The sequence below is a fragment of the Gordonia sp. i37 genome (assembly GCF_002043085.1).
GTDB lineage: Bacteria > Actinomycetota > Actinomycetes > Mycobacteriales > Mycobacteriaceae > Gordonia > Gordonia polyisoprenivorans.
In genome coordinates, this window is sequence record NZ_MVPX01000390.1 from 1 (window position 1) to 23,352 (window position 23,352).

Annotated in this window: 24 protein-coding genes; 13 read left to right on the top strand and 11 right to left on the bottom strand. The window is 65.9% G+C overall.

Going from position 1 to position 23,352, the window contains the following annotated elements; translation table 11 throughout:
• Window positions 1-237 precede the first annotated feature (237 nt).
• The 4 genes from B1964_RS19035 to B1964_RS19045 all read left to right on the top strand — a co-directional run bounded on the left by B1964_RS19035 (window position 238) and on the right by B1964_RS19045 (window position 2,470).
• Window positions 238-570 carry a hypothetical protein gene (locus B1964_RS19035; RefSeq protein WP_139765796.1) on the top strand — a complete coding sequence of 111 codons (333 nt, stop codon included), beginning with the start codon at window positions 238-240 and terminating at the stop codon, window positions 568-570.
• 32 nt (window positions 571-602) lie between these two features.
• Entirely contained in the window at window positions 603-776 is a 174-nt protein-coding gene (locus tag B1964_RS30490; RefSeq protein ID WP_172398896.1) for a hypothetical protein, read from the top strand.
• A gap of 139 nt (window positions 777-915) precedes the next feature.
• Window positions 916-1,404 (top strand): DUF1942 domain-containing protein, encoded by a 489-nt coding sequence (locus B1964_RS19040; RefSeq protein WP_079930869.1) that lies wholly within the window; start codon window positions 916-918, stop codon window positions 1,402-1,404.
• Window positions 1,405-1,480: 76 nt separating this feature from the next.
• Window positions 1,481-2,470 carry a hypothetical protein gene (locus B1964_RS19045; protein ID WP_253194062.1) on the top strand — a complete coding sequence of 330 codons (990 nt, stop codon included), beginning with the start codon at window positions 1,481-1,483 and terminating at the stop codon, window positions 2,468-2,470.
• 70 nt (window positions 2,471-2,540) lie between these two features.
• Here the strand turns inward: B1964_RS19045 and B1964_RS19050 are convergent, their stop codons facing one another.
• The 7 genes from B1964_RS19050 to B1964_RS19080 all read right to left on the bottom strand — a co-directional run bounded on the left by B1964_RS19050 (window position 2,541) and on the right by B1964_RS19080 (window position 12,674).
• A complete protein-coding gene (locus B1964_RS19050; RefSeq protein ID WP_079930871.1) occupies window positions 2,541-3,989 on the bottom strand; it encodes an ATP-binding cassette domain-containing protein in 1,449 nt (482 codons plus the stop codon).
• Window positions 3,986-4,831, bottom strand: coding sequence for an ABC transporter permease subunit (locus tag B1964_RS19055; protein ID WP_216354263.1), 846 nt, complete (start codon window positions 4,829-4,831; stop codon window positions 3,986-3,988). Before B1964_RS19055 ends, B1964_RS19050 begins: the two co-directional genes overlap by 4 nt.
• Window positions 4,828-5,799: an ABC transporter permease gene (locus B1964_RS19060; protein ID WP_346348423.1), complete on the bottom strand. Its 972-nt coding sequence runs from the start codon at window positions 5,797-5,799 to the stop codon at window positions 4,828-4,830. The genes B1964_RS19055 and B1964_RS19060 overlap by 4 nt, the downstream gene beginning before the upstream one ends.
• Window positions 5,796-7,262, bottom strand: a complete 1,467-nt coding sequence (locus tag B1964_RS19065; RefSeq protein ID WP_079930874.1) for an ABC transporter substrate-binding protein — start codon at window positions 7,260-7,262, stop codon at window positions 5,796-5,798. Before B1964_RS19065 ends, B1964_RS19060 begins: the two co-directional genes overlap by 4 nt.
• A gap of 98 nt (window positions 7,263-7,360) precedes the next feature.
• Window positions 7,361-9,088 (bottom strand): ABC transporter ATP-binding protein, encoded by a 1,728-nt coding sequence (locus tag B1964_RS19070; RefSeq protein WP_079930875.1) that lies wholly within the window; start codon window positions 9,086-9,088, stop codon window positions 7,361-7,363.
• The gene (locus B1964_RS19075) at window positions 9,085-10,815 is read right to left on the bottom strand and encodes an ABC transporter ATP-binding protein (protein ID WP_172398898.1); all 1,731 of its coding nucleotides are present in this window, start codon (window positions 10,813-10,815) and stop codon (window positions 9,085-9,087) included. The genes B1964_RS19070 and B1964_RS19075 overlap by 4 nt, the downstream gene beginning before the upstream one ends.
• 206 nt (window positions 10,816-11,021) lie before the next feature.
• Window positions 11,022-12,674 (bottom strand): NERD domain-containing protein, encoded by a 1,653-nt coding sequence (locus B1964_RS19080; protein WP_079930877.1) that lies wholly within the window; start codon window positions 12,672-12,674, stop codon window positions 11,022-11,024.
• Window positions 12,675-12,998: 324 nt separating this feature from the next.
• On the opposite strand from B1964_RS19080, the gene B1964_RS19090 reads away from it, so the two are divergent.
• From B1964_RS19090 to B1964_RS19120, 8 genes are all read left to right on the top strand, one after another.
• The gene (locus tag B1964_RS19090) at window positions 12,999-13,298 is read left to right on the top strand and encodes a hypothetical protein (RefSeq protein WP_079930878.1); all 300 of its coding nucleotides are present in this window, start codon (window positions 12,999-13,001) and stop codon (window positions 13,296-13,298) included.
• A 181-nt stretch (window positions 13,299-13,479) separates the two neighbouring features.
• Window positions 13,480-13,902, top strand: coding sequence for a PASTA domain-containing protein (locus tag B1964_RS19095; RefSeq protein WP_079930879.1), 423 nt, complete (start codon window positions 13,480-13,482; stop codon window positions 13,900-13,902).
• Between the two features lie 73 nt (window positions 13,903-13,975).
• Window positions 13,976-15,058 carry an HNH endonuclease gene (locus B1964_RS19100; RefSeq protein ID WP_079930880.1) on the top strand — a complete coding sequence of 361 codons (1,083 nt, stop codon included), beginning with the start codon at window positions 13,976-13,978 and terminating at the stop codon, window positions 15,056-15,058.
• An 82-nt stretch (window positions 15,059-15,140) separates the two neighbouring features.
• On the top strand, window positions 15,141-15,614 hold the full coding sequence (locus tag B1964_RS19105) for a hypothetical protein (RefSeq protein WP_079930881.1): 474 nt from the start codon (window positions 15,141-15,143) through the stop codon (window positions 15,612-15,614).
• A gap of 94 nt (window positions 15,615-15,708) precedes the next feature.
• Window positions 15,709-15,945 carry a hypothetical protein gene (locus tag B1964_RS19110; RefSeq protein WP_253194063.1) on the top strand — a complete coding sequence of 79 codons (237 nt, stop codon included), beginning with the start codon at window positions 15,709-15,711 and terminating at the stop codon, window positions 15,943-15,945.
• Window positions 15,946-16,005: 60 nt separating this feature from the next.
• The gene (locus tag B1964_RS31110) at window positions 16,006-16,350 is read left to right on the top strand and encodes a hypothetical protein (RefSeq protein WP_253194064.1); all 345 of its coding nucleotides are present in this window, start codon (window positions 16,006-16,008) and stop codon (window positions 16,348-16,350) included.
• Window positions 16,351-17,139 (top strand): hypothetical protein, encoded by a 789-nt coding sequence (locus B1964_RS31115; protein WP_253194065.1) that lies wholly within the window; start codon window positions 16,351-16,353, stop codon window positions 17,137-17,139. It abuts the gene before it with no gap.
• 255 nt (window positions 17,140-17,394) lie between these two features.
• Complete coding sequence (locus B1964_RS19120; protein ID WP_079930882.1) at window positions 17,395-18,171, top strand: hypothetical protein; 777 nt, start codon at window positions 17,395-17,397, stop codon at window positions 18,169-18,171.
• A gap of 2 nt (window positions 18,172-18,173) precedes the next feature.
• On the opposite strand, the gene B1964_RS19125 is transcribed toward B1964_RS19120, so the two are convergent.
• Window positions 18,174-19,478, bottom strand: a complete 1,305-nt coding sequence (locus tag B1964_RS19125) for a lipase family protein (RefSeq protein WP_079930883.1) — start codon at window positions 19,476-19,478, stop codon at window positions 18,174-18,176.
• A gap of 163 nt (window positions 19,479-19,641) precedes the next feature.
• Here B1964_RS19125 and B1964_RS19130 point away from each other — a divergent pair, with 163 nt between their 5' ends.
• Window positions 19,642-20,226, top strand: a complete 585-nt coding sequence (locus B1964_RS19130) for an isochorismatase family cysteine hydrolase (RefSeq protein ID WP_079930884.1) — start codon at window positions 19,642-19,644, stop codon at window positions 20,224-20,226.
• A 163-nt stretch (window positions 20,227-20,389) separates the two neighbouring features.
• On the opposite strand, the gene B1964_RS19135 is transcribed toward B1964_RS19130, so the two are convergent.
• From B1964_RS19135 to B1964_RS19145, 3 genes are all read right to left on the bottom strand, one after another.
• Window positions 20,390-21,301: a polysaccharide deacetylase gene (locus B1964_RS19135; RefSeq protein WP_079930885.1), complete on the bottom strand. Its 912-nt coding sequence runs from the start codon at window positions 21,299-21,301 to the stop codon at window positions 20,390-20,392.
• Entirely contained in the window at window positions 21,298-22,368 is a 1,071-nt protein-coding gene (locus B1964_RS19140; protein ID WP_253194066.1) for a GAF domain-containing protein, read from the bottom strand. Before B1964_RS19140 ends, B1964_RS19135 begins: the two co-directional genes overlap by 4 nt.
• A gap of 89 nt (window positions 22,369-22,457) precedes the next feature.
• Window positions 22,458-23,312, bottom strand: a complete 855-nt coding sequence (locus B1964_RS19145) for a polysaccharide deacetylase family protein (protein ID WP_253194067.1) — start codon at window positions 23,310-23,312, stop codon at window positions 22,458-22,460.
• Window positions 23,313-23,352: the final 40 nt, after the last annotated feature.

Sequence of the window (23,352 nt, forward strand, 5' to 3'; positions counted from 1 at the left end):
CACCGGCCTGAACATGCTCAACACCTTTCATCACACCTCAAAAGCCGATCGGTGGATCGAGGCTTAGGTGCTTCAGCCGATCGACCACCGAGTGGTTCGCCATCCGTAGCACGGACTCGCCGCCCTACCATGCGTTCCATGTCGAACACCGGGTCGGCCGATCGACGGTCGCCGACCCCGCGTCGCGGAGTCTCCTGGCCTCAGCCGAGACCGAAGGTGCTCCTGAGGTTCTGGTCGATGTGGTTGGTTGTCCTCGTCGTCGCGCTGATCGTCACGGCGGTTTGCGCCTCCGACGGGCTCGGCTATCCCCTCGTGTTGGTGCCGTTTCCCACACTGCTGGTCGCGGCTCTCGTGATTCCGTGGCTCACGCCCTGGCTGTCGATCGAGGCGGCGTGGGTAACGCTCGTCGCCACGTCGTGGGCCGTGATGATCGCCGGCCTCGCGTGGTTCGGCATCGGATTCGCCGCCGGTTTCACCACATTCCTGTACGACGTCGTCGTTCGCGGCCTGCTTGCACTGTATTTTCGCCGCCGTAATTTGTCGGTACCACCTGCGAAACTCAAGGCATGAATAGCAATCAACGAAAACGCAATCGCATAGTCATGACCAGCAGGCAGGACGCCGACGGCATGATGCTGCGGACGGTGACGCTCACCGAGGACGGTCAACTCAAGATCGAGGGCCACGATCTCGGCGCGCTTCGACAGCAACCACGCCCTCGAGCAGTTCCTCACCGACAACGGCATCGAGGGCTCGTTCTGGAATCGGATCGGTGACTGACACGGCCCGGCGATAATCGCCACGCCTGCAGAGCTTCTCTCGCGATACGAAGCAGGTATCCCCTGTCCCCCAACCGAAGTAGTCCACCCAAAGGACGCGAAATGCGCCAATCGTCCTGCGGCTAGGCTTCGCTCCGTGAAACGTACTTTTCTGGCGATCCTCGCTCTGATCGCATTCCTGGCACCGGTCTCGGTCTTCTTCTCGGCCGGCACGGCCCACGCAGACACCCCGTCCAACGCACGATTCATCTCCCACAGCGATTGGGCCGGCTACGTCACGCTCCAGAAGGCCTACCTGTCGAGCAGTACCGCCACCTTCACCGTTCTGATCCAGGCGACCAAGGGCGAGATCCCCGTCAATCCCCTGTATTTCGTGGCCAAGGCCGACGATGGAACCACCTACGACGACGTCGAGTACGGCGACGATGCCACCACGCTGCGTGCGGGCTATCTCTCCGCGGGCGAACAGGCGAAAGGCACTGTTGCCCTTGAGGTCGACGGCCCCGACCCGAGCGCACTGATCTATGAGGCCCCGCTCGGCGAGACCCTCGCGAAGTGGTCGATCACGTGGCGCAAGGTCAAGCCCAAGCCGGCACCGGCGCCGCCGTTCGGATCGTCGTCGTAGTCAACGACGCGCGGGTCGGTGCAGGTACTGGACGAACCGAGCCCGAATTGTCCGAACCTCGTGATCTACTCCACCCATGGTTGCCACTCTCTGCCTGCTCGCAGTGATCGTCGTTGCGGTGATCGCCGTCAGCATCGAGGATCGACGGGATCGACGGCCTCGGGCGGCGCGCAAGCGCGGCACCGGGCGTCGATCACCACGACGGACACACCCACTCGACGTATTCACCGCCGAGCAGCGTGACCAACGCCGAGACCGTCGCAGCGAATGCCAGCGAATCCGCCGCGTCACCGATGCTGCGACGCACCAGGGCGACGCCACTGAGGGTGGCCACTTCGCAGGCCACGTCGTGCTGGTGCACGACGTGTGGCGTGGGGCGGATTTCACGCTCCGCAATCGCGCGGTCGGCATGGGCTGGCTCCCCTTTGTCGACGTCCCCGAGCATCATGAGACCGCCGCCGCCGCTACCGCGCGGCTCGACCGTGCCTACCGCCTCAACGGCGAAGAGAAAGAGACCCTCGAGCTCATCGACGAGGACGACGCCGGCCAGATCGCGTTGGCCATCGGCCAGATCGCGGCTCGCATCCACCGATACCCCGCATGGCGTCTTCCCTTTTTCGACGAGAATGGCGTCCGAGTCGATCTCACCGCAGAAGTCACGGAAGTCACCACAGCAGCCAAACGGCTTCGTGCACAACGAGAAATCCTCGGGCCTGCTCCTTTCGGCGCTCTTCGCGCAGATGATCTGATCGTCAGCACGTACATCGCGAAGGCACGCACCCTCGATACCCGCGTCGACGGACTCATGGACCGTTTGCGCGCACTTGCCGAGTACCGCACGGTGGTCGCACGCATTCAGGAGCGCCACGACAAGCAAGAATGGATGGCACGTGTCGACGCCATCGACGATTTCGATCACGCGGTGGAATCGGAGCTCGACCGCCACCACGGCGATGACATACGGGGAGCGGCCAACGAGTCGGAGCTGCTGGCGTCGGTGTACCTCGATACCTTGACACCTCTGACAGCCACACTGACCACCACCGATGCGCCGCAACGCGATTGACGTCACTCACCCGTTCGGGTGAACCTCACCCAAGTGGCGAGTGCCCCACACTCGGGACATCAGCCCGGTCTCACTTCCCCTTCAGTTCGACGATGCTCTGGCACATGCGTGACACCACAGCGGGGCTGTGGGTGATGATCACCAGGGCGAGCCGGCGTTGCACTCGGATTCCATCGAGCAGAGCGAGGATTCGCTCCTCGGTGACGGTGTCAACGGCGCTGGTCACCTCATCGCACAGCAGAATCGACGGATTCGTGGCCAACGCTCGGGCGATCGCCACGCGTTGACGCTGCCCGCCCGACAGGTCGGTCGGCAACCGGTCGGCCAGCTCCGAATCGAGGCCGACATCGCGGAGCAGCGCGTCAACCCGCCCGCCGGTATCGTGGCGGCCTGGTAGCGCTCGGGTGATCGAAGTTCGCACGCGCAGAGCCGGATTGAGTGCGGTGTCGGGGTCTTGGGGTATCAGCGCCACCGGCCTCGGCTGCCATCGGCGGCCGCTGCGTGGCACGGTGTCGATGGTGATCGACCCCGACAGCGTCGGGGCGAGCCCCACCATCGCACGTACCAGCGTTGATTTCCCCACACCGGACGGGCCGATCAGACCGACGGACTGGCCGCCGGAGACCGTGAGATCGACCGGCGCGAACAGCGGCGTCGTCGATCGTCCGGCGCCGACGGTCACCTGATCCAGACGCAGCTGCACACCGCTGTCGGCGTCGCCGTCGGCGGGTACACCCGAGCGGATTGCGTCGTGCGCGCGCACGATCTCACGCAAGGCCGCAGACGCGGGACTGTCGAGAACGTCTGCGATGGAGCCACTTTCGACTGCACGACCGGAGTCGACGACGGTGACCGATGTCGCCAGTTCGCGGGCCACGTCGAGATCGTGAGTGATCACCACGAGAGTGAAGCCGTGTCGGCGGCGCGCGTCGTGGAGTTCGTCGATGACCTGCGTGACCGCGGTGGCGTCGAGTCCGGCGGTGGGTTCGTCGACGATGAGCATGCGGGGTGCGCCGGCGAGTGCCCGCGCCAACGCCACGCGGCGTCGTTGCCCGCCGGAGAGCTGATGGGGATACCGCGCGACGAATTCGTCGTCGGCGGGCAGCCCGACCGACAGCAGGATCTCGGTGGGCTCGACGGTGGGTATCGCGAGCTCGGCGATCGCCGACCCGACGGTCTGGGTCGGCGTGAGCGTGCTACCCGGATCTTGGTGCAAGTATCCGACGCTGCGCCGGAAACTGCGTAACGTGCTGCCCGCCAACGCCAGTGGCCGAGTACCGAAAACAGTCAGGTCACCGCGCGAGTGCCGAAGCCCGCGGGGCACATATCCGAGGAGCGCCAATGCGGCCGTGGTCTTCCCCGATCCCGATTCGCCGACCACGGCGTGCGCGCTGCCGTCGCCGATGCGGAGGTTCATTCCGGCCAGGACGGCGGTACCGGTCCTGTCGTGGACCCACAGGTCCTCCATGTGCACCGTATCCGAGCGCACCGAATCCTGTTGTGCCGAAGTCGGGGTCATCTCCGTCGCTCCAGGTATATGTCGGCGAGGATGTTTGCCGGGATGGTGATGACGGCGATCATCGCGGCCGGTGCGGCCACCGACCACGGATTGAGCGCGAGGCCCGCGGCGTTCTGCTGCACCATGCTCGCCCAGTTGGCTGTGCCGTCGAGCGTCGCGGCGCCGAGGAAGCTCGCGGTCGCCACCAGATAGACGGCGCCGACAAACCGCGTCCCGAGGTCTGCGGCCACCGGGACGATCAGGTTCGGCAGGATCTCACACACCATCACCCGCGCGGTCGAGTCGCCCCGCGCCTGCGCTGCCGCAACGAATCCCGACGACACCAGCGGTGTGGCCAACGCCTGCGCGTATCGGCTGACGAACGGCAGGCTGATCATCAGTACCAGTAGGATCAGGCCGAGCGGATTCGTGCCGGAGGCGGTGAGCACCACCAGCAGGCTCACCGCGGGCGGCACCACGAGCACCACGTCGAGCAGGTACCGCGTCAGACGTTCGGACCGTCGGGTCTGCGCGAACCAGATGCCGGCCAGCACGCCGACGGCCTCGGCGAGGATCACCGCGATCAGCGGGATGACCACGATGGTCGCGCCACCGGCGAGTACGCGCGCAGCGACGTCACGTCCGAGATAGTCGGTTCCCAACGGATCGTGCGCCGACGACGGCAGATACGACGCACCGAGCGTGCGGTCCGGCCCGCCGTGCACCCGATCGGCGATGAACGGCCCACCGAGAGCAACCAGCAGTCCGGCACCCAGAACGGCCGCGCAGACGGCGATGAGGAGCCGCCGCAACGCTGGGGATTTCCCGAGTCCGGCCGTCATCCCACGGTCTCGTACGGTCAACTGACGACCCCCACCGAGCGCCGATCATAATGTGCGACAACGGCGTCAGCGGCGACATACGCGGTCACGGAGACCGCGGCGAGGAGAGTCACCACCGTCAGGACCGTCGCCTCGTCACGCGCGGCGATCCGGTCGACGAGCAACGACCCGATCCCCGGGTACCCGAAGACCCGCTCGATGACCACCGCTCCCCCGATGAGGTAGGGCACCACTTGCGCCCCCACCTGCGCGATCGGACCCCATGCCGACGGCAACACATGTCTGCCGAGCACGGCGGCCGTCGGGAGGCCGGCGAGGACGGCGGCGTCGACGTGCGGCGAGTCGGCGGCCACGCGCACCGCCGCGCGCACCAGACGCGCCATGCTCCCGGCCGCATACAGGCCGAGGCACAGGGCGGGCAGCACAAGGATCTGTGGGGCGCTCAGGACGTTGCCGCCGACCGGCACCAACGACACCGCGGGCAACCAGTCGAGTTGATAGGCGAACACCAGGATCGCCACGGTCGCCACCACGAATTCTGGGCTGCTGATGAGCACCAGTGCGGCTCCGCTGATGATCCGATCGGTCACCGAACCCGGTCTGAATCCGGCTGAGATTCCCGCACCGAGCCCCACGACGACGGCGATGAGAGCGGCGATACCGGCGAGAATCAGACTGCGCACCAACGGTTCCCCGATGAGTTGGGCGACCGGCTGCTGACCGGGCAGCGAGGTACCCAACGTGCCGTCAAAGACACCACGCCACCACTGCAGGTACCTTTCCCACACCGGCTTGTCGAGACCGAACTCGATGCGCAGGTCGTCGACTCGTGTGTAGGACGCAGAGCCTGCGGCCTGAGTGGCTGCGTCGCCGGGAAGTGCTGCGACGCCAAAGAATACGACGATGTTCACGCCGAGCACCACCAGAAGCGCGTATCCGCACCGCCGTACGGCAGCAGATCCCACCGCCCGCCGAAGCCGGTCACTCACGTGAATCGGGCGGTGGCCAACAGCGGGATGCCCTGGCTGTACTCGGCGACCTGCACACCGCGAGCGCTGCCGTTGATCGTGTCCTGATAGCCCCAGATAATCTCTGCGCCATGATCATGGAGATCGCGTTGAGCCGCATTGTATTCGGCAGCCCGCTTGGCCGGATCGACGGTGGTCGTGGCGGCGTCGAGCGCCTTCTCCAAGGCCGGCGAGGAGTATCCGGAGAAGTTGTACGGCGAGGTCGGTCCGGTCATGAACGGCAACGAGGCTGCGACCGGGCGGTTCACGTAGTACATGGTGAGAAACGGTGTCGAGAGCAGCGAGGGCATGTCGGAGAAGAAGCTGGACGGATCCTTGGTCTGCACGGTCACCTCGACGCCCACGTCGGCGAGCTGTTGCTTGACCAGTTCTGATGCGGCGTTGGTGCCCGGGGCGATCTCCGAACTGACCAGTGTCAACGTCCGCACTCCCTTGGCCGCGAGCACACTGCGCGCCCGGGCGACGTCGCGGGTGCGCTGGGGAATCGATGCGTCGTAGCCGGGTAGCCCTTTACCGACGAGATCGTTGCCGACCTGCCCTTGACCGCGCATCACCACGTCGACGAGTTGGTTGCGGTCGACGGCGATCATCATGGCCTCGCGGACCTGCGGATCGTCGAAGGGCGCCATTCGCGTGTTGAGCACCAACGACATGGCGCGGGAGCCGGCACCGCCGAGCCGGGTCACCGTGAACGACGGATTCGACGACAACGTCTGGGCGCCGGTCGCACTCAACTCGAGGGCCATGTCGACTTCCCCACTGGTGAGCGCGTTCTGGCGAGCGGTGGAGTCGGTGATCCCCCGGATCTCCACCTGGGTCAGCGACGGCGTCGTACCGCGGTAATGCGGCGACGGCCGCAGCACATACCCGTCGGTGGCGTTGCCCGAGGACAGCGTGTAGGCGCCGGAGCCGATGGCGGGGTCTGGTTTACCGGAGCGCATCACGATGCTCATCATCGCCAGCGTCGCTTCGACGAAATCGGCACGTGGACGCTTCAGCGCCAGCGTTGCGGTCCGCGGGTCGGTGGCGCGGGACGCGGAAAAGTCTAGGTCGCTGTAGAACTGGGCGATATTCGGAGAAGCCGCAAGCGAACGCAGGCTTGCCAGCACATCGTCGGCGGTCACGGCTGAGCCGTCGGAGAAGCGCAGTCCGTCCTTGAGTCGAACCGTCCACACGGACGCATCGGCGTTCGGTGTGATCGATTCGGCCAGTTGCATTGTCACCTTGTCGCCGACGATCAGTGCGAGGCTGTCCCAGATGTTGTATCCGGCGATATAGGTCATCACGCTGTTCGCCGTTCCCATGTCCAGCGTGTCGGTGGGACTACCGAGCGCGGCGATGCGGAGCCGGTCGGTGGTGGGAGTCGACGACGTCCCGCACGCCGCACCAACCCCCACAACGGCGCTTGCGGCGCCCAAAATCATTGATCCACGCAGAAATTGGCGTCTGTCCACGACACGATACCTCCGGATTGGGCCCACGGTGGGGCGTTGGGTGTTGACGAGCGGTCGACGAGGACCGGTCAGGGGGTGATGGCCCAGCCTTGGGCGCGGCGCCGTTGCTCGAAGAAGTCGCGGTACACGCCGTCCACGCCGATCAGCTGCTCGTGGGTGCCGGTTTGCACCACGGCACCGTCGTCGAGGACAACGATCGCGTCGGCGTCGCGGACGGTGGGCAGTCGATGCGCGATCATGAGAACCGTACGTGCGCGGGCGAGTTCGGCGATCGCGTCCTGCAGCGCGCGCTCGTTGTGGGGGTCCATCGCGGAGGTGACCTCGTCGAGCAGGACGACGGGCGCGTCCTTGAGCAGTGCCCGCGCGATCGAGACGCGTTGCTTCTCGCCGCCCGACAGTGCCGTTCCCCCTTCACCGACGCGGGTGTCCCATCCGTCGGGGAGTCGCGCGATGATCTCGTCGACCCGCGCGGCTGCGGCGACGTGCGCGAGTTCGGCGGGGGTGGCATCGGGTTTGGCCTGCCGGATGTTGTCGGCGATGGTGCCGTCGAACAGATACACGTCCTGGAACACGATGCTGATGTGGTCGAGGAGCCCGGCGGTGCCGATATCGCGGACATCGTTGCCGCCGAGCAGAACTGCGCCGTCGTCGACGTCGTAGAAACGGGCGATCAACCGCAGAATGGTGCTCTTTCCCGACCCGGACGGGCCGACGAGCGCGGTCAACGATTGTGCCGGCGCAGTGAACGACACACCGGTGAGGACCTGGTCGCCGTCGTACCCGAAGGTGACGTCACGTAGTTCGATGTCGAGCCCGGTGACCGGTGCGGGCGTGGCAGGTTCGGGGAGTAAGGGGGCATCGAGAATGGTCATGGCGCGCTCGAGGTGACTGCGTCCGACGCGGAGGTTGCCGGTCAGCTCGCCGAGCTGCAGGAGCGGCTCGACGAACCGGACGCTGAGCACCAGCAGCGCGATCAGCATCCCCGCGTCGACGGTGCCACCCACGTACAGATAGGTGCTCAACGCGATGACTGCGGTGAGGAAGATCTGAATGATCAATGCCGAGAACGACATTCCGACGAATCCGGCCACGAGGGTCAGCCGCCGACCGGCCCGCTCGAAGCGATCGAGCGCGTCGTCGACGAGCCGACGGCCACTGCCGGCACGCCCGAAGATGCGTAACGCAGGCTGCGTGACCGCATACTCGACGATCCGGGCCGACGAATCTGCCAGGCCTGCTTCGTAATCGACCTCGTACCGTTTGACGATCCCGGTGAACAGTCGGGTTCCGGCGACGACCGCAGCGCCTCCGACGACGAGCGCCACCGCGAGTTGCCACTGAATGACGCAGAGTGCCACCACGATGGTCACCGGAACCCCGGCCGCGACGATGATGGGACGCAACAGGTTTGCGGGGGCGGAGGCGATCTGGACCGTGCCGGTGCCGGCCAGTCGGGTGAGTTCACCGGTGCGTTCGGCGTCGAACCAGCCCAGCGGAAAGGTGGCGACCTGAGATCCCAGGCGCCGCAACAGCGTGGCGAGGGTTCGGCACGACAGGTCGTTGCCGACGGCCACCGAGCGTGCCATGAGTAGCAGGTAGGCGAGGCCGAGTGCGGCGATCGCGCCCGCCGCCGCCCACGCCGATCCCCACCGGGCGTCGAAGACCGACCGCAGGAGCGGCACCAGCAGCACGTAGATCACGCCTTGGAGAACCGTCAATACAGCGAGGAGCACAACCAGCCCGCGGAGACGCCGCACATCCGGGGCGTCGAGGAGCTTCGACAGCAAGGTGATCACCCGCGGTTCCCCTGTCGTTCCTGGCGTTGCTCGTCCTCCCAGAGCGCGGCGTATGCACCGCCCGTGTCGACGAGTTCGTCGTGGGTGCCGATCTCGGCGATGCGTCCGTGGTCGAGGACGACGATCTGGTCGGCGTGGCGAATGGTGCTGAGCCGGTGCGCAATGACCACGACGGTCTTGCCCCGCAACAACCCCGTCAAGGCTTGCTGGATCTGCGCTTCGGACTCCGGGTCTGCCGACGCCGTCGCCTCGTCGAGCACGAGGATCGGGGTGTCGGCCATGACGGCGCGGGCGATGGCGACACGCTGCGCCTCACCGCCGGAGAGCCGCAAGTCGGTGCCGACGACGGTGTCGAGGCCCGCCGGCATCTCGGCGATCCGTGTGCCCAGTTGAGCGGTGTCGGCGGCAGCGCGGACCTCGGCATCGTCGGCGTCGGGGCGCGCGAGTCGGATGTTGTCGCGCACGGTTGTTCGCTGCAAAAGCGGGTCCTGAAAGACCAGCGAGACTTTCTGGTAGAGCACCGATTCCGGCAGCTCACGCACGTCGATGCCGTCGATGCGGACAGCGCCGGTCTCGGGATCGCCGAACCGCGCGAGCAGCGCGGCCAGTGTTGACTTGCCCGACCCGGACGGCCCCACGATCGCGGTCACCGTGCCTGGGCGCAGAGTCAGGTTCACCTCGGCGAGCGCACGCGGAGCTGTTGATTGATAACGGAATCCGACGTTGTCGAGGGTCACCGTGGGCTGCTCGCCGACGAGTGCTGGCGCTTCATGGGCAAGGGGTAGTTCGGGCTCATCGACGAAGTCGAGGACGCGCCGGGCCGCCTGCGACGCTTCTCGCAGGGCCTGCGCGCTGTATCCGAGCACCGTGATGGGTGCGGTGATCCCCAGTCCGAGAACGAGAAAGGCGACGAGATCGGGCAGCGTGAGCTGTCCGGCCTGGGTCAGGGCGAGTCCGGCCACACCCACCGTGACCAGCGTGGTGACCGGGCTGGTGGCCAGCTCCATGATCAGCATGCCGCGTTGCGACATTCGCATCCAGGTGGAGTAGAAGGTGCTGAACTCGTCTGCTGCCGAATTGAATTGGCGGTGCGCCACACCGACACGGCCGAATGCCTTGACGACGCTGATGCCGTTGACGAACTCGACCGTCGACGCCCCGAGCTCTCGGGTCGCGGCGTCGTAACGCATGAACATCTGCTCACTCCCGCGCATCGCGAGTGCGTAGCCGACCGCCCCGAGCACCAGTGGCACCACCGTGATCAGCGCCATCACCCAGTCGACGACGATCAGGTAGGCGAGAATAACAACCGGCACCGTGATCGCGCCGGTCACCTCCAGCACGGCGTGGGCGACGAGGTGGTGCAGTGTCTGGACATCGTCGTTGACGGCCTTCTTGACCGCCCCGCTGCTCGCGCGGGTGAAGTATCCGAGGGGAAGTCGCCCGAGTTTGGTGACGAGTTGGCGCTTGAGCGCGCTCGCGAGACGGATGTCGGCGTGATGGGAGAGCCATCCGCCGGCCATCATGAAGGTCACTCGCACGACGAGACCACCACCGATGGCGGCCACGACCCACCACACGCGTCTGCTGTCGAGCGGGCCATCGGCGATCACCAGGCGTGCGATCTCGACAACCCCGATCAACGGCACCAGCGACGACGCGGTGGACACGATCACGCAGGTCAGGGCAGCAAGGAGTTCGCCCCGGGCCGGCCGCAAGACCGTCAACGAGGGACTCTCAACGCGCTCGCCACCCTTGCGCGTACGCGTACTACTTGCAGTCATTGTCGTTAAGTTACAGATATGCCCGTCTCGTGTACATAGCGGGGCGGGTCGAGTAGGTCAGGTCACAGTTCGGCGAGGGCGGGGGGACGCCGTGTGGCGGGTCGACGCGGTGATCGAATAGTTTCTCGATGGCACTGCCGCCAGAACCGTCAGATACCCAACCGGCGCGCCACATCGATTCCACCGACGCTGCACACGAAGTCCGGATCGCCGCACACCACCAGCTGATCACGAGCCCGCGAGAGCCCTACGTAGAGCCGCTCTTTGGACCGGTCCCGAGGCGCGGACTCGTTCAGTGCGAGAACGACGACGCGCCGCTCCAAGCCTTTGAACCCGAGGACGTGGCCGTAGAAGACTTGATCGTCGTCCCAGAAGGTGTCCCAATAGGCCTGTGGCCCTTGTTGTTGCCGCGCGATCTGCTCATTGTGCCGGCTACCGGTTGTGAGCAGAGCGATGTCCTGGAAACGCCAGCCGTCGTCGAGTAGCAGGTCGACCTGATCGTCGGCCCAGCCGAGCGCCTCGTTCGGGGTACACGCCACGAAGCGCACATCGGGCCCTTCTCCTCCCCGCAGTTGCATGCGCTGTCCGACAAGCGGACTGAAGGCCGAGGCGATCTGGCGGGTGTTCCGCAGGTTCTGATCCAGGAGCAGCGGAACCAACGGCACCGCCGGCGCCCCGTGCCGATCGAACACGCGCTGCGCCTCGTCGCTGAACACGTAGACGCCACTGTCGTCGGGGTCTCGCAGGCACGCCAGTATTGGCCGCCACCATTCGTCGGCGAAGTCTTGCGCCTCGTCGATGACAATGGCGTCGAAGCGGTGCCCGGGGTCCAGCGCCTCGGCAAGATCAGTCATCTCGTTCGGCAGCTCGTGCTCCCAGAAGTGTTGTGCGGCATCGCTGACAACCGACTCGTCAGGTCCCGTTGCCGCTCCCCATTCGATGCCGAGCTGATGGAATTCGCCCACGTATGCGGGTCGTTCGGTGTACTTCCAGCCGCCCACCAGACGGGTCAGATATGAGGCGAGACCGTGCGAGTAGCAGAGCAGCGCCACCCGTTGGCCGGCCTTGGTCAGTCGCCGGGCCTGCTCGACGGCGAGGAAGGTCTTGCCACTGCCGGCCCCGCCGCGCACCTCCACACGGTGCAGCAGTGTGATGGCGTTCAGTAGCACCGACTGTTGCTCGGTCAGCGCGTCGGCAGCTTCCTCATTCTCGAGTGATCGGGCAACGACGTCACGTTGAGGCAGTCCGCGCCCGCTCAGCGTGGTGACGAGTTGCTCGATCGCGGAGGCGTCGAGGGCTGGCAGGTTCTGCTCCTTGTCGAGGAGGACCCGACGGATGAGTGGGACGAGGTGATCGAGCTGGTTACGATCGACGACCTTCCATCGCGGGCAGTCCGGCAGCGCGAAGTCGTCGTCGATCAGCGACTGCGGTAGCACCACAACGTGATCCCACCGCAGCCGTCCGCGAGTCCACGCGGGGTGAGTCTCGACGTAGGACCGCAACACATAACACGCGCCGCGTGCTTGGGCAACGGGGTCGATCCGCTTCGGCCGGTTTCCCGGCCGCGACTGCAGCCAGCCGTCACCGTCGTGCCAGACCTCACCACCCTTGACCTCGAGGCACACGATGCCCGCGCCGGCGATCGCGACCACGAAGTCGGCCTCGTGGTCCTTCTCGTGATCGGTGACCCGCTGACCGTGGATCACCAGATCATCGTCGGCCAGCTGGTCACGCAGCGCGAACCACACCGATCTTTCCGTTGGCGTGGCGAAGCGCGGGGACTCGGGGTACATCTGGGGCACGCGACCTCCGTTCGGGCTCACCCTGCACTCTGTCAGATCCAGTCGAGTGCAACGGTGAAGATCGTGAACTCAACTGCGTGGCAGACGCTCACAGACGAGCCACCGCATCACCCTCCCCTGACCATCGACGAGTACCGCGCTTACGGATACCCGCGGTTTGCTTGGTACGACGATTCGTTGGCACGCCAAGGGGAGTCGCCCTTCGCATCCGCACGAACGGTGAAACACACGTCGGTGACTCCCTGTGCGAGCAACCACTGCCCGACAACCCCACCTTCACACCACCGACGCCGATTGTGCTCGGTCCAAAGATCTAGGAAAATCTTGTCTTCCAAGAGTTCTGACACAACTCCGCTGCTCGTCGGCGCAGTGTTGGTGATCGGCGCAGTCATCTGGTTCGTGATCCATTTCTGGTACGTCGTTGTCGGACTGATCGCAGCCGGTGCCCTTGTGTTCGTCGTGATCAAGTTGGTCCAACGGAACGCCGCGCGACGTGAACATCTCGAGGCCGAAAAGACCGCGATGCTGGCGCGTTGCGAAGAAGAGAACAAGCGATACGACGCCGATCCGGAGCGCTATCTCTCAGCACTGCACCCAGACTCGACGATGGGGACACAGAACTGACAACCCAACCCGCCGATCATCTCCCCGCATGTCCACCACCCGGAGGAACCTCCGGGGAAATCGGACTCTTCGGACGTGATTAGTGCGTACCGTTCTGGCGATGCACCTCACCGTGGGCGTGGAAAATTCAGGAGGATCGGTAACGATGAAGACGGTATCTCGTTGTGTGGCAGCTCTATCGGTGACCTTCGCAGTCATACTGACAGCGTCCGCGTGTAGCAGCACCTCGTCGTCCTCGGAGGCCACCTCGACGACCACACCCGCTGTCGCGCCGAATACGGTCACCACGACCACCGAGGTCCTGCCTTCGACCACTGTCGCCACGACGCAGAATGCGGTTCCGCCGGCGGCAACCACGACGGCAGCGGCCGAACCCGCAACCATGCCGAACGTCGTCTGCATGAACCTGCAGGCCGCGCAGAACGCCATCCAGCGTGCCGGAGTGTTCTTCTCCCGCAGCGAAGATGCAACCGGCGAGGGCCGACGCCAACTCGTCGACAGCAACTGGATCGTCGTGTCGCAGACTCCTCCCGCCGGAAGCCCGGTCACCGAGGGCCAGGCCGTGCTGTCGGCGGTGAAGATCGGCGAGCCGAATCCGTGCTGAGCACTGAGCCGCCCAGCTTCGTCTCACCCGGGAGCTCCGCCTGCAGCGCCACCACCCGCACTACACTCCACCCATGCCCACCGATCCGCTCACCCTCGGCCAGCAGTTGGTCGCGGTCCTGGAGGGCGGGCACCGCACGGCGACCTACAAGCTCGCGGTGATGGTCGCGTTGTTGGATCTCGCGGTCGAGTCGGTACCCGACGATCCGGGTGCCGCGGTGTCAATCGATCTCGACGATCTCACCGAGCGGGTGATGGCGCTCTACTGGACGCAGCTTCGGCCGCTGGACGAGAAGTCGCACGTGATCCTCCGCCAGTCCAACGACGGGCGTGGGGTCGTGTTCAGTCAGCTCACTGCGCTGCGTGCTGCGTGTGCCACGGCGCGACTGCGTCAGATCCCGATCGAGAGCGCCAAAATGGCTGTGCCACAGGAGTACCAGGCAGCGCAGTCCGCGATTAAGAAGAACCTGGTGCGCTATCCGCTGAAGCTCCTGCAACGCGTCGGCACCGGCACTTATGAGTGCTTCCTCTACGACGACTCGTGGTTGGGCACCGATTCGACGCGCGTCATCGACGCTCACGGCAATCAGATCGAACTGTTCCCCGGTGTCTGCCACACCCTCGCCCGCCTCGCCCCGCTGGTGAAGCCGGCGTTCCAGCTCGCCTGGGTCGACGACGTCCGGCGCATGAACCGTGAGGTTCTCGGCGATGAGCCCGATATCGCCGCGCACCTCTTCGGCACCGAACGCGTCTCCCTCGCCCGACCGGCCGAAGTGCTCGCCGACCACTTCGGCAACGACTGCTTCTACTGCGGCACGCGGCTGGGCGCGGGACGCCACGTCGATCACGTACTCCCGTGGTCGCGCGTCGGGATCGACGGACTGACGAACCTCGTATTGGCCTGCCAATCCTGCAACAGCAGCAAGTCCGACCTCCTCCCGGCGCCGGCACACGTCACCCGCGCACTCGATCGTGGTCGCGTCGTCCTCGACTCTCTCGCCGAAACCATTCACTGGCCAAGCCAATTCGATCGCGTCGTGTCCGCATCCCACGGCCTGTACTCGACGCAACCCTCCACCACGCCGACGTGGTATGCCCTCAAACGCATCGAACCCCTGCAGCGCGGCGACTTCCGGTGGACGGACGCTCAGCTCTGACCCGACCCTGTCGGTACCCACGTCTACTGTGCGAGTCACCCCGCCACCTGCGGGGAACACTCACCGCTGACGATGGAGCCGCATGACCACCTCTCCCGAACAGATCATCACCGACACCTGGCGAGAGTTCACCGAGGATCTCGCCGCCCGACTCGGCGACCTCGCCCCCGGACGATTCGACTTCCTCGAATGCTTCCGTGCCTCAGATCGTCTGCAGCTCATCACCTTCCGCGCCACCAAACCCGGACGCATTCGCTGCACCATTGCCGACGACGCGCTGGGCGAGGACGGCCACAGCGAAGCGGCGTTGACCAGCGCCGGTTTCCGGCACCTACCCAGCCGCCGTGAACACGTCCTCGACATCACCCGACACCAGCACGGTGTGACCGCCGTGCACTGCATCCGGCTCTTGCGCGAGACCTGGGAGATCCCGTTTCCCACGTCCCTGTTGTTGCGCGACGCCTGCAGAACTGCAACGCCGTTCGCAGATCACGCGCCGCTGTACTCGGCCGCCACCAAACGCCATCTGAGGGCGGTACCCGACCTCGAGGACTGACCCCCACACCGTCCTGTGGATAACCAACACGGCCCCACCCGCGGGCCGTGTTAGGTTCATCCCCGACCGGACAAACGGGACATACGGGGGTGTGGTGGACGTCGATCCAGATGCGTTGCGCGCATTCGGAACACAGGTGACGCAGACGTCGAAGGCGGTGGCCGACGCCCACCTCGCCGATGCGATCACGGGTGCCGGGCGGTGCATTCCCGGCTCGACCACGGCGTACACCGCAGCTCTCGTCGGCGAGGGATTCGTCGATCTCGTCGACACCTTTGCCCGCCACCTCGACGCGATGGGTGCAGCCGTGCGGGGCAGCGCCAACAACTAAGTCGATCAAGACACCGAGGTCGCCACCGCCCTCTCATCGGTGTGGAAGTCCTGACACCGCATGCTGCCCAGTCGTTCTCGCCTGCAGAGCTGGCACCCGGAACAACTCACCGAAGCCGCCGACACCGTAAAGACCGCGGGGTCTGCCATCGAGACCGCGGCCGAATACGCGGCGGGGCAATGCGCCGGACTGCCCGAGTACCAGGGGTGGACGGGCCCGGCGCAAACCGCGGCCCAACGGTCGTTCGATCAGGCCAAGCGTGCAGCGTATGCGATCGCCGATGCGGCCGAGGCCGTCTCAGGTGCATTGACGATCGGGGCACACGATCTTGCGTGGGCACGGTCGTCGCTGCTCGATCACGTGACCGCCGTGGAGACCGGCGATCTGTGGGTGAACGACCTCTGAGTGGTCCTGATCCGACCGAAGGAGTACACGTCGGCGGCGCTGGTTGAGCTACGCAAACAACGGGATTCGGCGCAGGCGACGACCAATACCAAACTCCTCGCCGTCGGCACCGCCGACGACTCGACTGCCAACAGCCTGCGCGCGGCGGCACAATCGCATGCCGTCACCCTGCCGCAGGCGCCCACCATGATGGAGGCGATGATCAACACCAGTGCGGCTCCTCCGCAGGACGAGGTACCCAATCCGGCTGAACTCACGGGGCAGCTCCGGCAGGGCCAGATCCGCGACGTCGACGCCGCGACCACGATCGCCCGCGTCGACACCGACACCGTCGTCAACGGCTCGACGACGACCGTGCTCATGCAGGACGGTAGTCGGACCGTGATCACCGACCGCACGACGTCGGCGGTCGGGAACGACGGCGTCGTCGAGGCGGGTTCGCCGCGGACGACACTCTCGCCTCGCACACCGAAACTCAGTACGATCCGCAGGGCAACCTGGTGGTCGCCATCAACGAAACCCGCGGCGACCGTTCGGGAACCGTTGCCACACGCATCCAAACCCCGTCGGGCGGTGCGTACAAGGTGGTGGCTGCCGACGGCGCCAAGAAGGGGTGGACGCTCAATCCCGACGGCACCCGCAACCAAGACCTGCCGGCCGACGCCGGCTACTTCACCCATCAGAGCGAGACACTTTTCGGCGCCGGCATGGCCTCGATGGAAGTGGCTGCCAAGAACGGACACCTCGAAGCCGGGCCCATCGCCCGCGCCGGCATCGCGTCGGGGATGAAGTTCGGCGGCCCCGCGCTGTCGATCGCGGTCGCGGCATCCGACATCATCAACGCCGACAACAACTACGAGGCATGCCGTGCACTGATGAGCGGGGTCATGGGCGGCGCGGGCGGATGGGCCATGGGCGCCGCAGCAGCAGGGGTGTCAGCCCCGGCCGGCCCCCTGGCAGTGCCGGTGCCGGTGCCGGCGCTGCGGCCGGCACCTGGGTATTCGGCAAAGCAGGCGACGAGATCGGACGGTTGGTGTGCCCGAAATGACAACACGACAACAACTTCCGCTGCCCACGGTGTGGAAGCGGACGCAGCAACTGACCGCACTCTTCGGTCTGATGGTCACTGCGTGCGGTGTCTGGATCCTGGTGGTGGCGGCGATCGGAGCGCAGGATCGCACACCGGCGCACGAGATCTATCTGCTGTCCTGGGGTGTCACGTTCACGATCCTCGGGCTCAACATGTTCGTCCTGCTGTCCATCGACAGACGTTCGCTTGCCCGCGCACCGGTGCGATCGACCGCCAGCGGGCTGGTGATCGACGTGCGTCCGCGGTCATGGGCACTATTGCCGAGCTCGCTCGCAGCGTTCATCGGTTGTCTGGCAATCGGTTACGGCGTACACACCGGGACGGTCACCAACATGGCCGAACCCGGAGACGAGACGCTGGTGACGATCATGATGCTGGTTGGTGCAGCTCTCTGCTTCTGCGGAGTCGTCGCCGCGTTCCGACCGCACACGGGCGTCCCAGTGATCCTGACGCCGACAAAAGTGACCTTCGAACCGGGCACCAGGCGGGAATTCACCACGCCGTGGGAGGCACTCCTCGAACTGCACCCCGTGCGGTTCAAAGCAACGATGCGCGTCGAAGTGCGTTCCCTGGCAGGCCGAACCGACTACGACGCATCGCTGTCATGCGTGGGACCACTCACCCTGCACACACTGCTGCACTACTACTGGCAGCATCCGCAAGCACGGGATGAGCTCGCAGACCGGCGCAGCCGGGAACGACTCCTTGAGCGCCGCTTCGGAATCGAGTGATCTCACGCCTTCGGCGTCGACGCCGCCTCAGTCTTACGGAACGGGCCCGTCACCCACTGCCGCGAGATCCGCGGTTCCGGTTGTCCGGCAACAGAAGTCACCGTGCGGTCGCGGGCCGGACGGCCGGCGAGTCGGTGCGAGAGCCACGAGACGGCCAGCGGCCCCGACAGCGGCAGCAGCGAGTAGTGCTCACTGAGTTGATCACGCACATACGTCACCGACGCCCCGTTCTCGCGGTAGCGCTCGACCAGGCTGTCGATGTCGTCGACGTCGATCACCTCGTCGCGCACCGCCTGCACCACCAGCAGCGGGATGGTCGGTGTGTGACTGCCGAGTTGGATGTCGGTCATCATCTCGGCGATCTCGGGTTGCGCGAGCATGTCGGCTACCGGGATGTCGAGGTAATCGTCGACGTCGTGATTCTTGAATTCGCGCAATGCCTCCGGTGTTCCGGTGCGCGCGATCGCGTCGAGGTTGCGCCGGCCTGCCTCGGTGGCGTGCTCGTTGATGGCGGCGTCGAGCGCGGGGTAGACGCGCCGCAGCCCGGCGATCACCATGATCGGCAGCGCAGCATGGAATCCCCCGTTGAGACGCAGCAACGCGGAGGCCATGTTGCCGACCGGCGAGCCGAGGACCGCGCCGATCAGATTCAGTTCCGGTGCGTACGTCGGTGCCATTTCGGCAGCCCACGCGGTGGCCAGGCCGCCGCCGGAGTAGCCCCACATGCCGACCGGCACGTCGGGGGCAAGATCGAGTTCCGGGAGCGCGAGAGCCGCACGGATACCGTCGAGCGTGCGATACCCGGGTTCGCGGGGCGCACCCCATGCACCAAGCATGCCCTCGTGGTCGGGAATCGACACCGCCCAGCCCTTCGCGAGTGCGCGCCGCACCACCAGGAACTCGAAAGGCGCCACCGCACGCCGCGCCCCTGTCCCCTTGCGCAACGCGTACGACGGGAAACAACTCGAGGTGACGGCGTCAATGGCGCACTGAAACGACAGCAGCTGGAACTTGGCCCCGGTCGCCCGACGTCGCGGCAGGACGATGGTGGTCGCGGCCACCCCGGGCACACCGTTGAGGTCGGTGGAGCGGTACAGCACCTGCCAGCCCATGTTGCGGTGATGCGAGGTCCAGAAGTCCTTGAGCTCCACCTGCCGCGTCCGAATGATCTCGCCCGGCTTCAGGCTCTCCAAGCCCTCCGGCGCATCGTAGAAATCGTCCTCGGTGGGCAGGATCGGCGCAGGAACTTCGTCCACGACGTCCGCGCCGTGCGCCGCCGCATTCGCCGTGCTCAGGTCGGCAACCATCACACACCTCTTTTCCGTGTCGCGGCACCCGCACACCAGGTCAGACGGATGCGAGTGCCTTCTACGTCGTTCAACGGTCGGGGGCCGCACACATTCCAGCATTGCCAGGTTCAGGGCGTACTTTCAGGTTCGACGAGTCGACGCACACGCAAGGAGAACCATCGTGACCATGACCACTCTCGACCCGATGACCGCGCTGATCGTCATCGACATGCAACGCGGGATCGCGTTCCGTGACGATCTGGCGCCGCATCCGACGGCGCAGGTCATCGAGCGCATCGGCGAGCTGGTCACCGCCTTCCGCGCCCACGATCTGCCGGTGGTGATGGTCAACGTCGCGGGCATTCCGCCCGGCCGGACCGACCGCAACGCCGGGCAGCCGGCGCGCACCATCGCACTGGAGGCCACCGAGTTCATCGACGACCTCGCTCCCGAGCCCGGCGACATCGTCGTCACCAAACACTCGCGGAGCGCGTTCGTCGGTACCGGGCTCGCCGAGACGCTGCGGGCGCGCGGCGTCACGCAGGTCGTGGTGGTCGGCATCGCCAGCGGGGCGGGCGTGGAGTCGACCGCCCGCGACGCCCACGAAGCGGGCTTCCATGTGTCACTGCCGACGGATGCGATGACCGACTCGAGCGCTGAGCGTCACGCGCACAGCGTCGAGTCGATCTTTCCGCAGATCGCCGAGACCGGTTCCACAGCAAACGTTCTCGCGCTCATCCGCGCGGACTCCACCAGTCGTCAGTAACCGATCTGGTCGTCGATACGCCTTGGTCCCGACCCCTTCCTGACGGCGCCACGCACACGTGGTCACCGTGCCGACGAGTGATCTCTCGACCCACAAGTCCGGTCGCTCTGTTCGCACCGTGGAGTGTTGTCCGATTCCCGCCTCTGGATTCGGTATCGGTCTGCTACCGCCCCACACATTCCGGACGAGCAGCACCCTCGACCGGGAACCGGCTCCGGAACTCCGCGGCCGCATCGGCCATCGTCACAAACTCGACGCCGTCGAACGACGCCCATCGATCGAGCAACCGCTCGAGCATGAGCAGCACCTGCGGACGCCCCGACACGTCGGGGTGCAGGGTCATCGGGATGACCGCATAGTCGAGCTCCCTATATACCCAGTCGAATTGGTCGTTCCACATCTGCTCGATGTCGCGGGGGTTGACGAAACCGTGTGAGTTGGCGTGGCCTTTGATGAACATCATCGGTGGCAGGTCATCGACGTACCAGTTGCCGCAAAACTCCACCAGATCGATCTCATGCCCGTGCACCAGGGGATGCATCCACGTATGTGCGGGCGCCGAGGTGTCGATGGGAGACCACGTGTCACCGACCCGCGCGTAGAACGGAACGAAATCGTTGTAGTTCTGCGAATGGTCGTAGGTGAATCCGTATTCGGCCAGAATTGCCGTCGTGTGCTCGCTCATCTCCCACCAGGGCGCAACGTATCCCCGCGGCCGTGCCCCGGTGAGTTGCTCGATGAGCGTGACACTGCGTTCCATCACATCGCGCTCCTGCGCGAGACTCAACGACCTCGGATTCTCGTGGCTGTAGCCGTGCGCCCCGATCTCGTGCCCGGCATCGACGCACATCTGCGCCTGCCGCGGGAACGTCTCGATGGAATGGCCCGGCCAGAACCAGGTACTCACCATGCCTCGGCGCGCCAGCAGCCGCAGCAGTCTGGGAACGCCGACCTCGCCGGCGAAGACCCCTTGCTGCATGTCATTCGGTGAATCCTGGCCGCCGTACGAGCCCAGCCACCCTGCACAGGAGTCGACGTCGATGCCGACGCACACCTGGATCGTCTTCGCGGTCATCTCTTCTCTCCATCTCGTCCGGCTATCAGTGCTGCAGTAGCCTTTCCGGCTGTGTCCATCGCTGCGACATCGGCGGCCGACCATTGGCGTTCGCTTCGGCTGTGCGCCGAAAGCCAGGCCGTCACCTCACCGCCGATCTCCACCGGACCGAGCATCTGGGCAGCTATCCCATACACCTCCCGAAGCGACGAGGGCGGAAAGGGCGGACTCTGAAAAGAATTCTGCACCAGCACTTCCCGGTGCCGCAACAGCCACTGCACGGTCTGCATCGACCGCTGATCGACCGGGCCGGCATGCATCATCGACGGCTCCCCCGGCGCGAGAGCCTCGGCAACACTGGTGTCGACGTGCAGGCCGAGTTCCTCATGGTCGACGCGCAGGGTGACGCGGGCACAGCCCAATTGGCGACGTAGTTCGTCGACGATCGCCATGGCTCCGCGCCGAAATGACGCCTGCCTCAGTAGGGTTGCGTGCCCGACGATCTCGGTACCACCGCCCGAGGCTTCCAGCGCCCACCACAACGTGGCAGCAACGCTGTCGAGCACCGGGATTCCCAGTAGGTGCTCCATCTGGCCCGCCACCGCCTCGCCGTCGACGTTGGTGCAGATCAGTGCCACCGCTTCCGGCGCGCTGTCACCGACCGCAGCAGCGAGCAACTCGGCCACCTGGGCCGGCGGCGGATCGGCGAAGGATCTGTTGTCGCTCAATCCCCATTCGGCGTGTGAGACCACACAGATACCGTGCGTGGCGTACTCGGCGGCGATGGCGGCCACCACATCTGGCGTGTACGGGGTGGCGACGGCCAGGCGGGTCACACCGAATGCACGGCAGGCCGCAATGATTGCCAGCGTCGAGGTCGTCGCGGGCACCCCGGTGGCCGCGGTGATCGCGGCGCAGATGTCGTTGTCGTATCGCACACCGAGCCACGATCCGGCGGTGCCGTTCCAGACGATCACATCGACGCCGGCGTCGGCCAACAGTCGTGCCGCCGACACCATCGACTCGGCGTCGAATGCGGCGCCGCTACCTTCGATCGTGATGGTGTGCACGCGGATCCGCGTGTGCACCACTGTCACGTCAGGCCGATGCGCGAGCATTCGCGCGGTTGTCGGCTCCACCACGGTGTTCGACGACGGGACTATCATCCCGATGATGGTCACCTGCCCGCCCCTTCGCTCAGTGCGGCCGGTACCCCGGCGTTGTCGATCCACCACCGCGCGATGTCGATTCGCCGGGCGAACCACACGTCGTCGGATCGCTGGACAGCGTGGTCGAGAAACCGCCGAACTGAGCGAGTACGCGCGGGTCGACCCGCCAGACGCAGGTGCAGGCCGACGCTCATCATGCTTGGGCCCGCCGCACTGTCGGCAACGAGTTCATCGAGGGTGTCGATGAGCTCGTCGCCGAACTGCCGTGCGCCGCTCAATCCCGGCGAGGTCGCGAACCGCATGTCGTTGGTGTCAAAGGCGTAGGGCACCACCAGATGCGGTGATTCCAGGCTTCGGTCCCAATAGGGCACGTCATCGTCGTAGGCATCGGAGTCGTAGACGAATCCGCCCTCCTCGGCGATCAGCCGCCGCGTGTTGGGGCTGGTTCGTCCGGTGTACCACCCTGCGGGTCGCCGACCGGTGGCCGTCGTGATCGCTTCCACGGTGCGCTCGATATGCTCACGCTCGGTGTGTTCATCAACGCCGTGGTAGTCGATCCATCGATAGCCGTGACCGCAGATCTCGTGGCCGCGGTGGGCGAACTCGACGGCCAGCTCGGGATACCGCTCGACGGCCATACCCGCGGCGAAGACCGTCGCCGGAATCCCGTACCCGTCAAAGAGATCGAGGAGCCGCCACGCGCCGACGCGGGTACCGAACCCGTACATTGACTCGGTGCGCAGATCCCGTGCGTTCAGACGCGCCTCGCCGTCGGCGACATCGCATCCGGCGCTCTCGGAGGTCGCGTCGCCGTGCAGCACGTTGCGCTCTGCGCCCTCTTCCCAGTTGATCACCACGCTCACCGCGACGCGTCGTCCGCCGGGCCATCGCCACCTCTGAGGG

Excerpts from the sequence above, each read along its gene's own strand:
- B1964_RS19035 (WP_139765796.1), top strand. The coding sequence starts at position 238 with ATGTGGTTGGTTGTCCTCGTCGTCGCGCTGATCGTCACGGCGGTTTGC.
- B1964_RS30490 (WP_172398896.1), top strand. The coding sequence starts at position 603 with ATGACCAGCAGGCAGGACGCCGACGGCATGATGCTGCGGACGGTGACG.
- B1964_RS19045 (WP_253194062.1), top strand. The coding sequence starts at position 1,481 with ATGGTTGCCACTCTCTGCCTGCTCGCAGTGATCGTCGTTGCGGTGATC.
- B1964_RS19050 (WP_079930871.1), bottom strand. The coding sequence starts at position 3,989 with ATGACCCCGACTTCGGCACAACAGGATTCGGTGCGCTCGGATACGGTG.
- B1964_RS19065 (WP_079930874.1), bottom strand. The coding sequence starts at position 7,262 with ATGATTTTGGGCGCCGCAAGCGCCGTTGTGGGGGTTGGTGCGGCGTGC.
- B1964_RS19100 (WP_079930880.1), top strand. The coding sequence starts at position 13,976 with ATGCCCACCGATCCGCTCACCCTCGGCCAGCAGTTGGTCGCGGTCCTG.
- B1964_RS19105 (WP_079930881.1), top strand. The coding sequence starts at position 15,141 with ATGACCACCTCTCCCGAACAGATCATCACCGACACCTGGCGAGAGTTC.
- B1964_RS31110 (WP_253194064.1), top strand. The coding sequence starts at position 16,006 with ATGCTGCCCAGTCGTTCTCGCCTGCAGAGCTGGCACCCGGAACAACTC.
- B1964_RS19120 (WP_079930882.1), top strand. The coding sequence starts at position 17,395 with ATGACAACACGACAACAACTTCCGCTGCCCACGGTGTGGAAGCGGACG.
- B1964_RS19125 (WP_079930883.1), bottom strand. The coding sequence starts at position 19,478 with ATGGTTGCCGACCTGAGCACGGCGAATGCGGCGGCGCACGGCGCGGAC.
- B1964_RS19135 (WP_079930885.1), bottom strand. The coding sequence starts at position 21,301 with ATGACCGCGAAGACGATCCAGGTGTGCGTCGGCATCGACGTCGACTCC.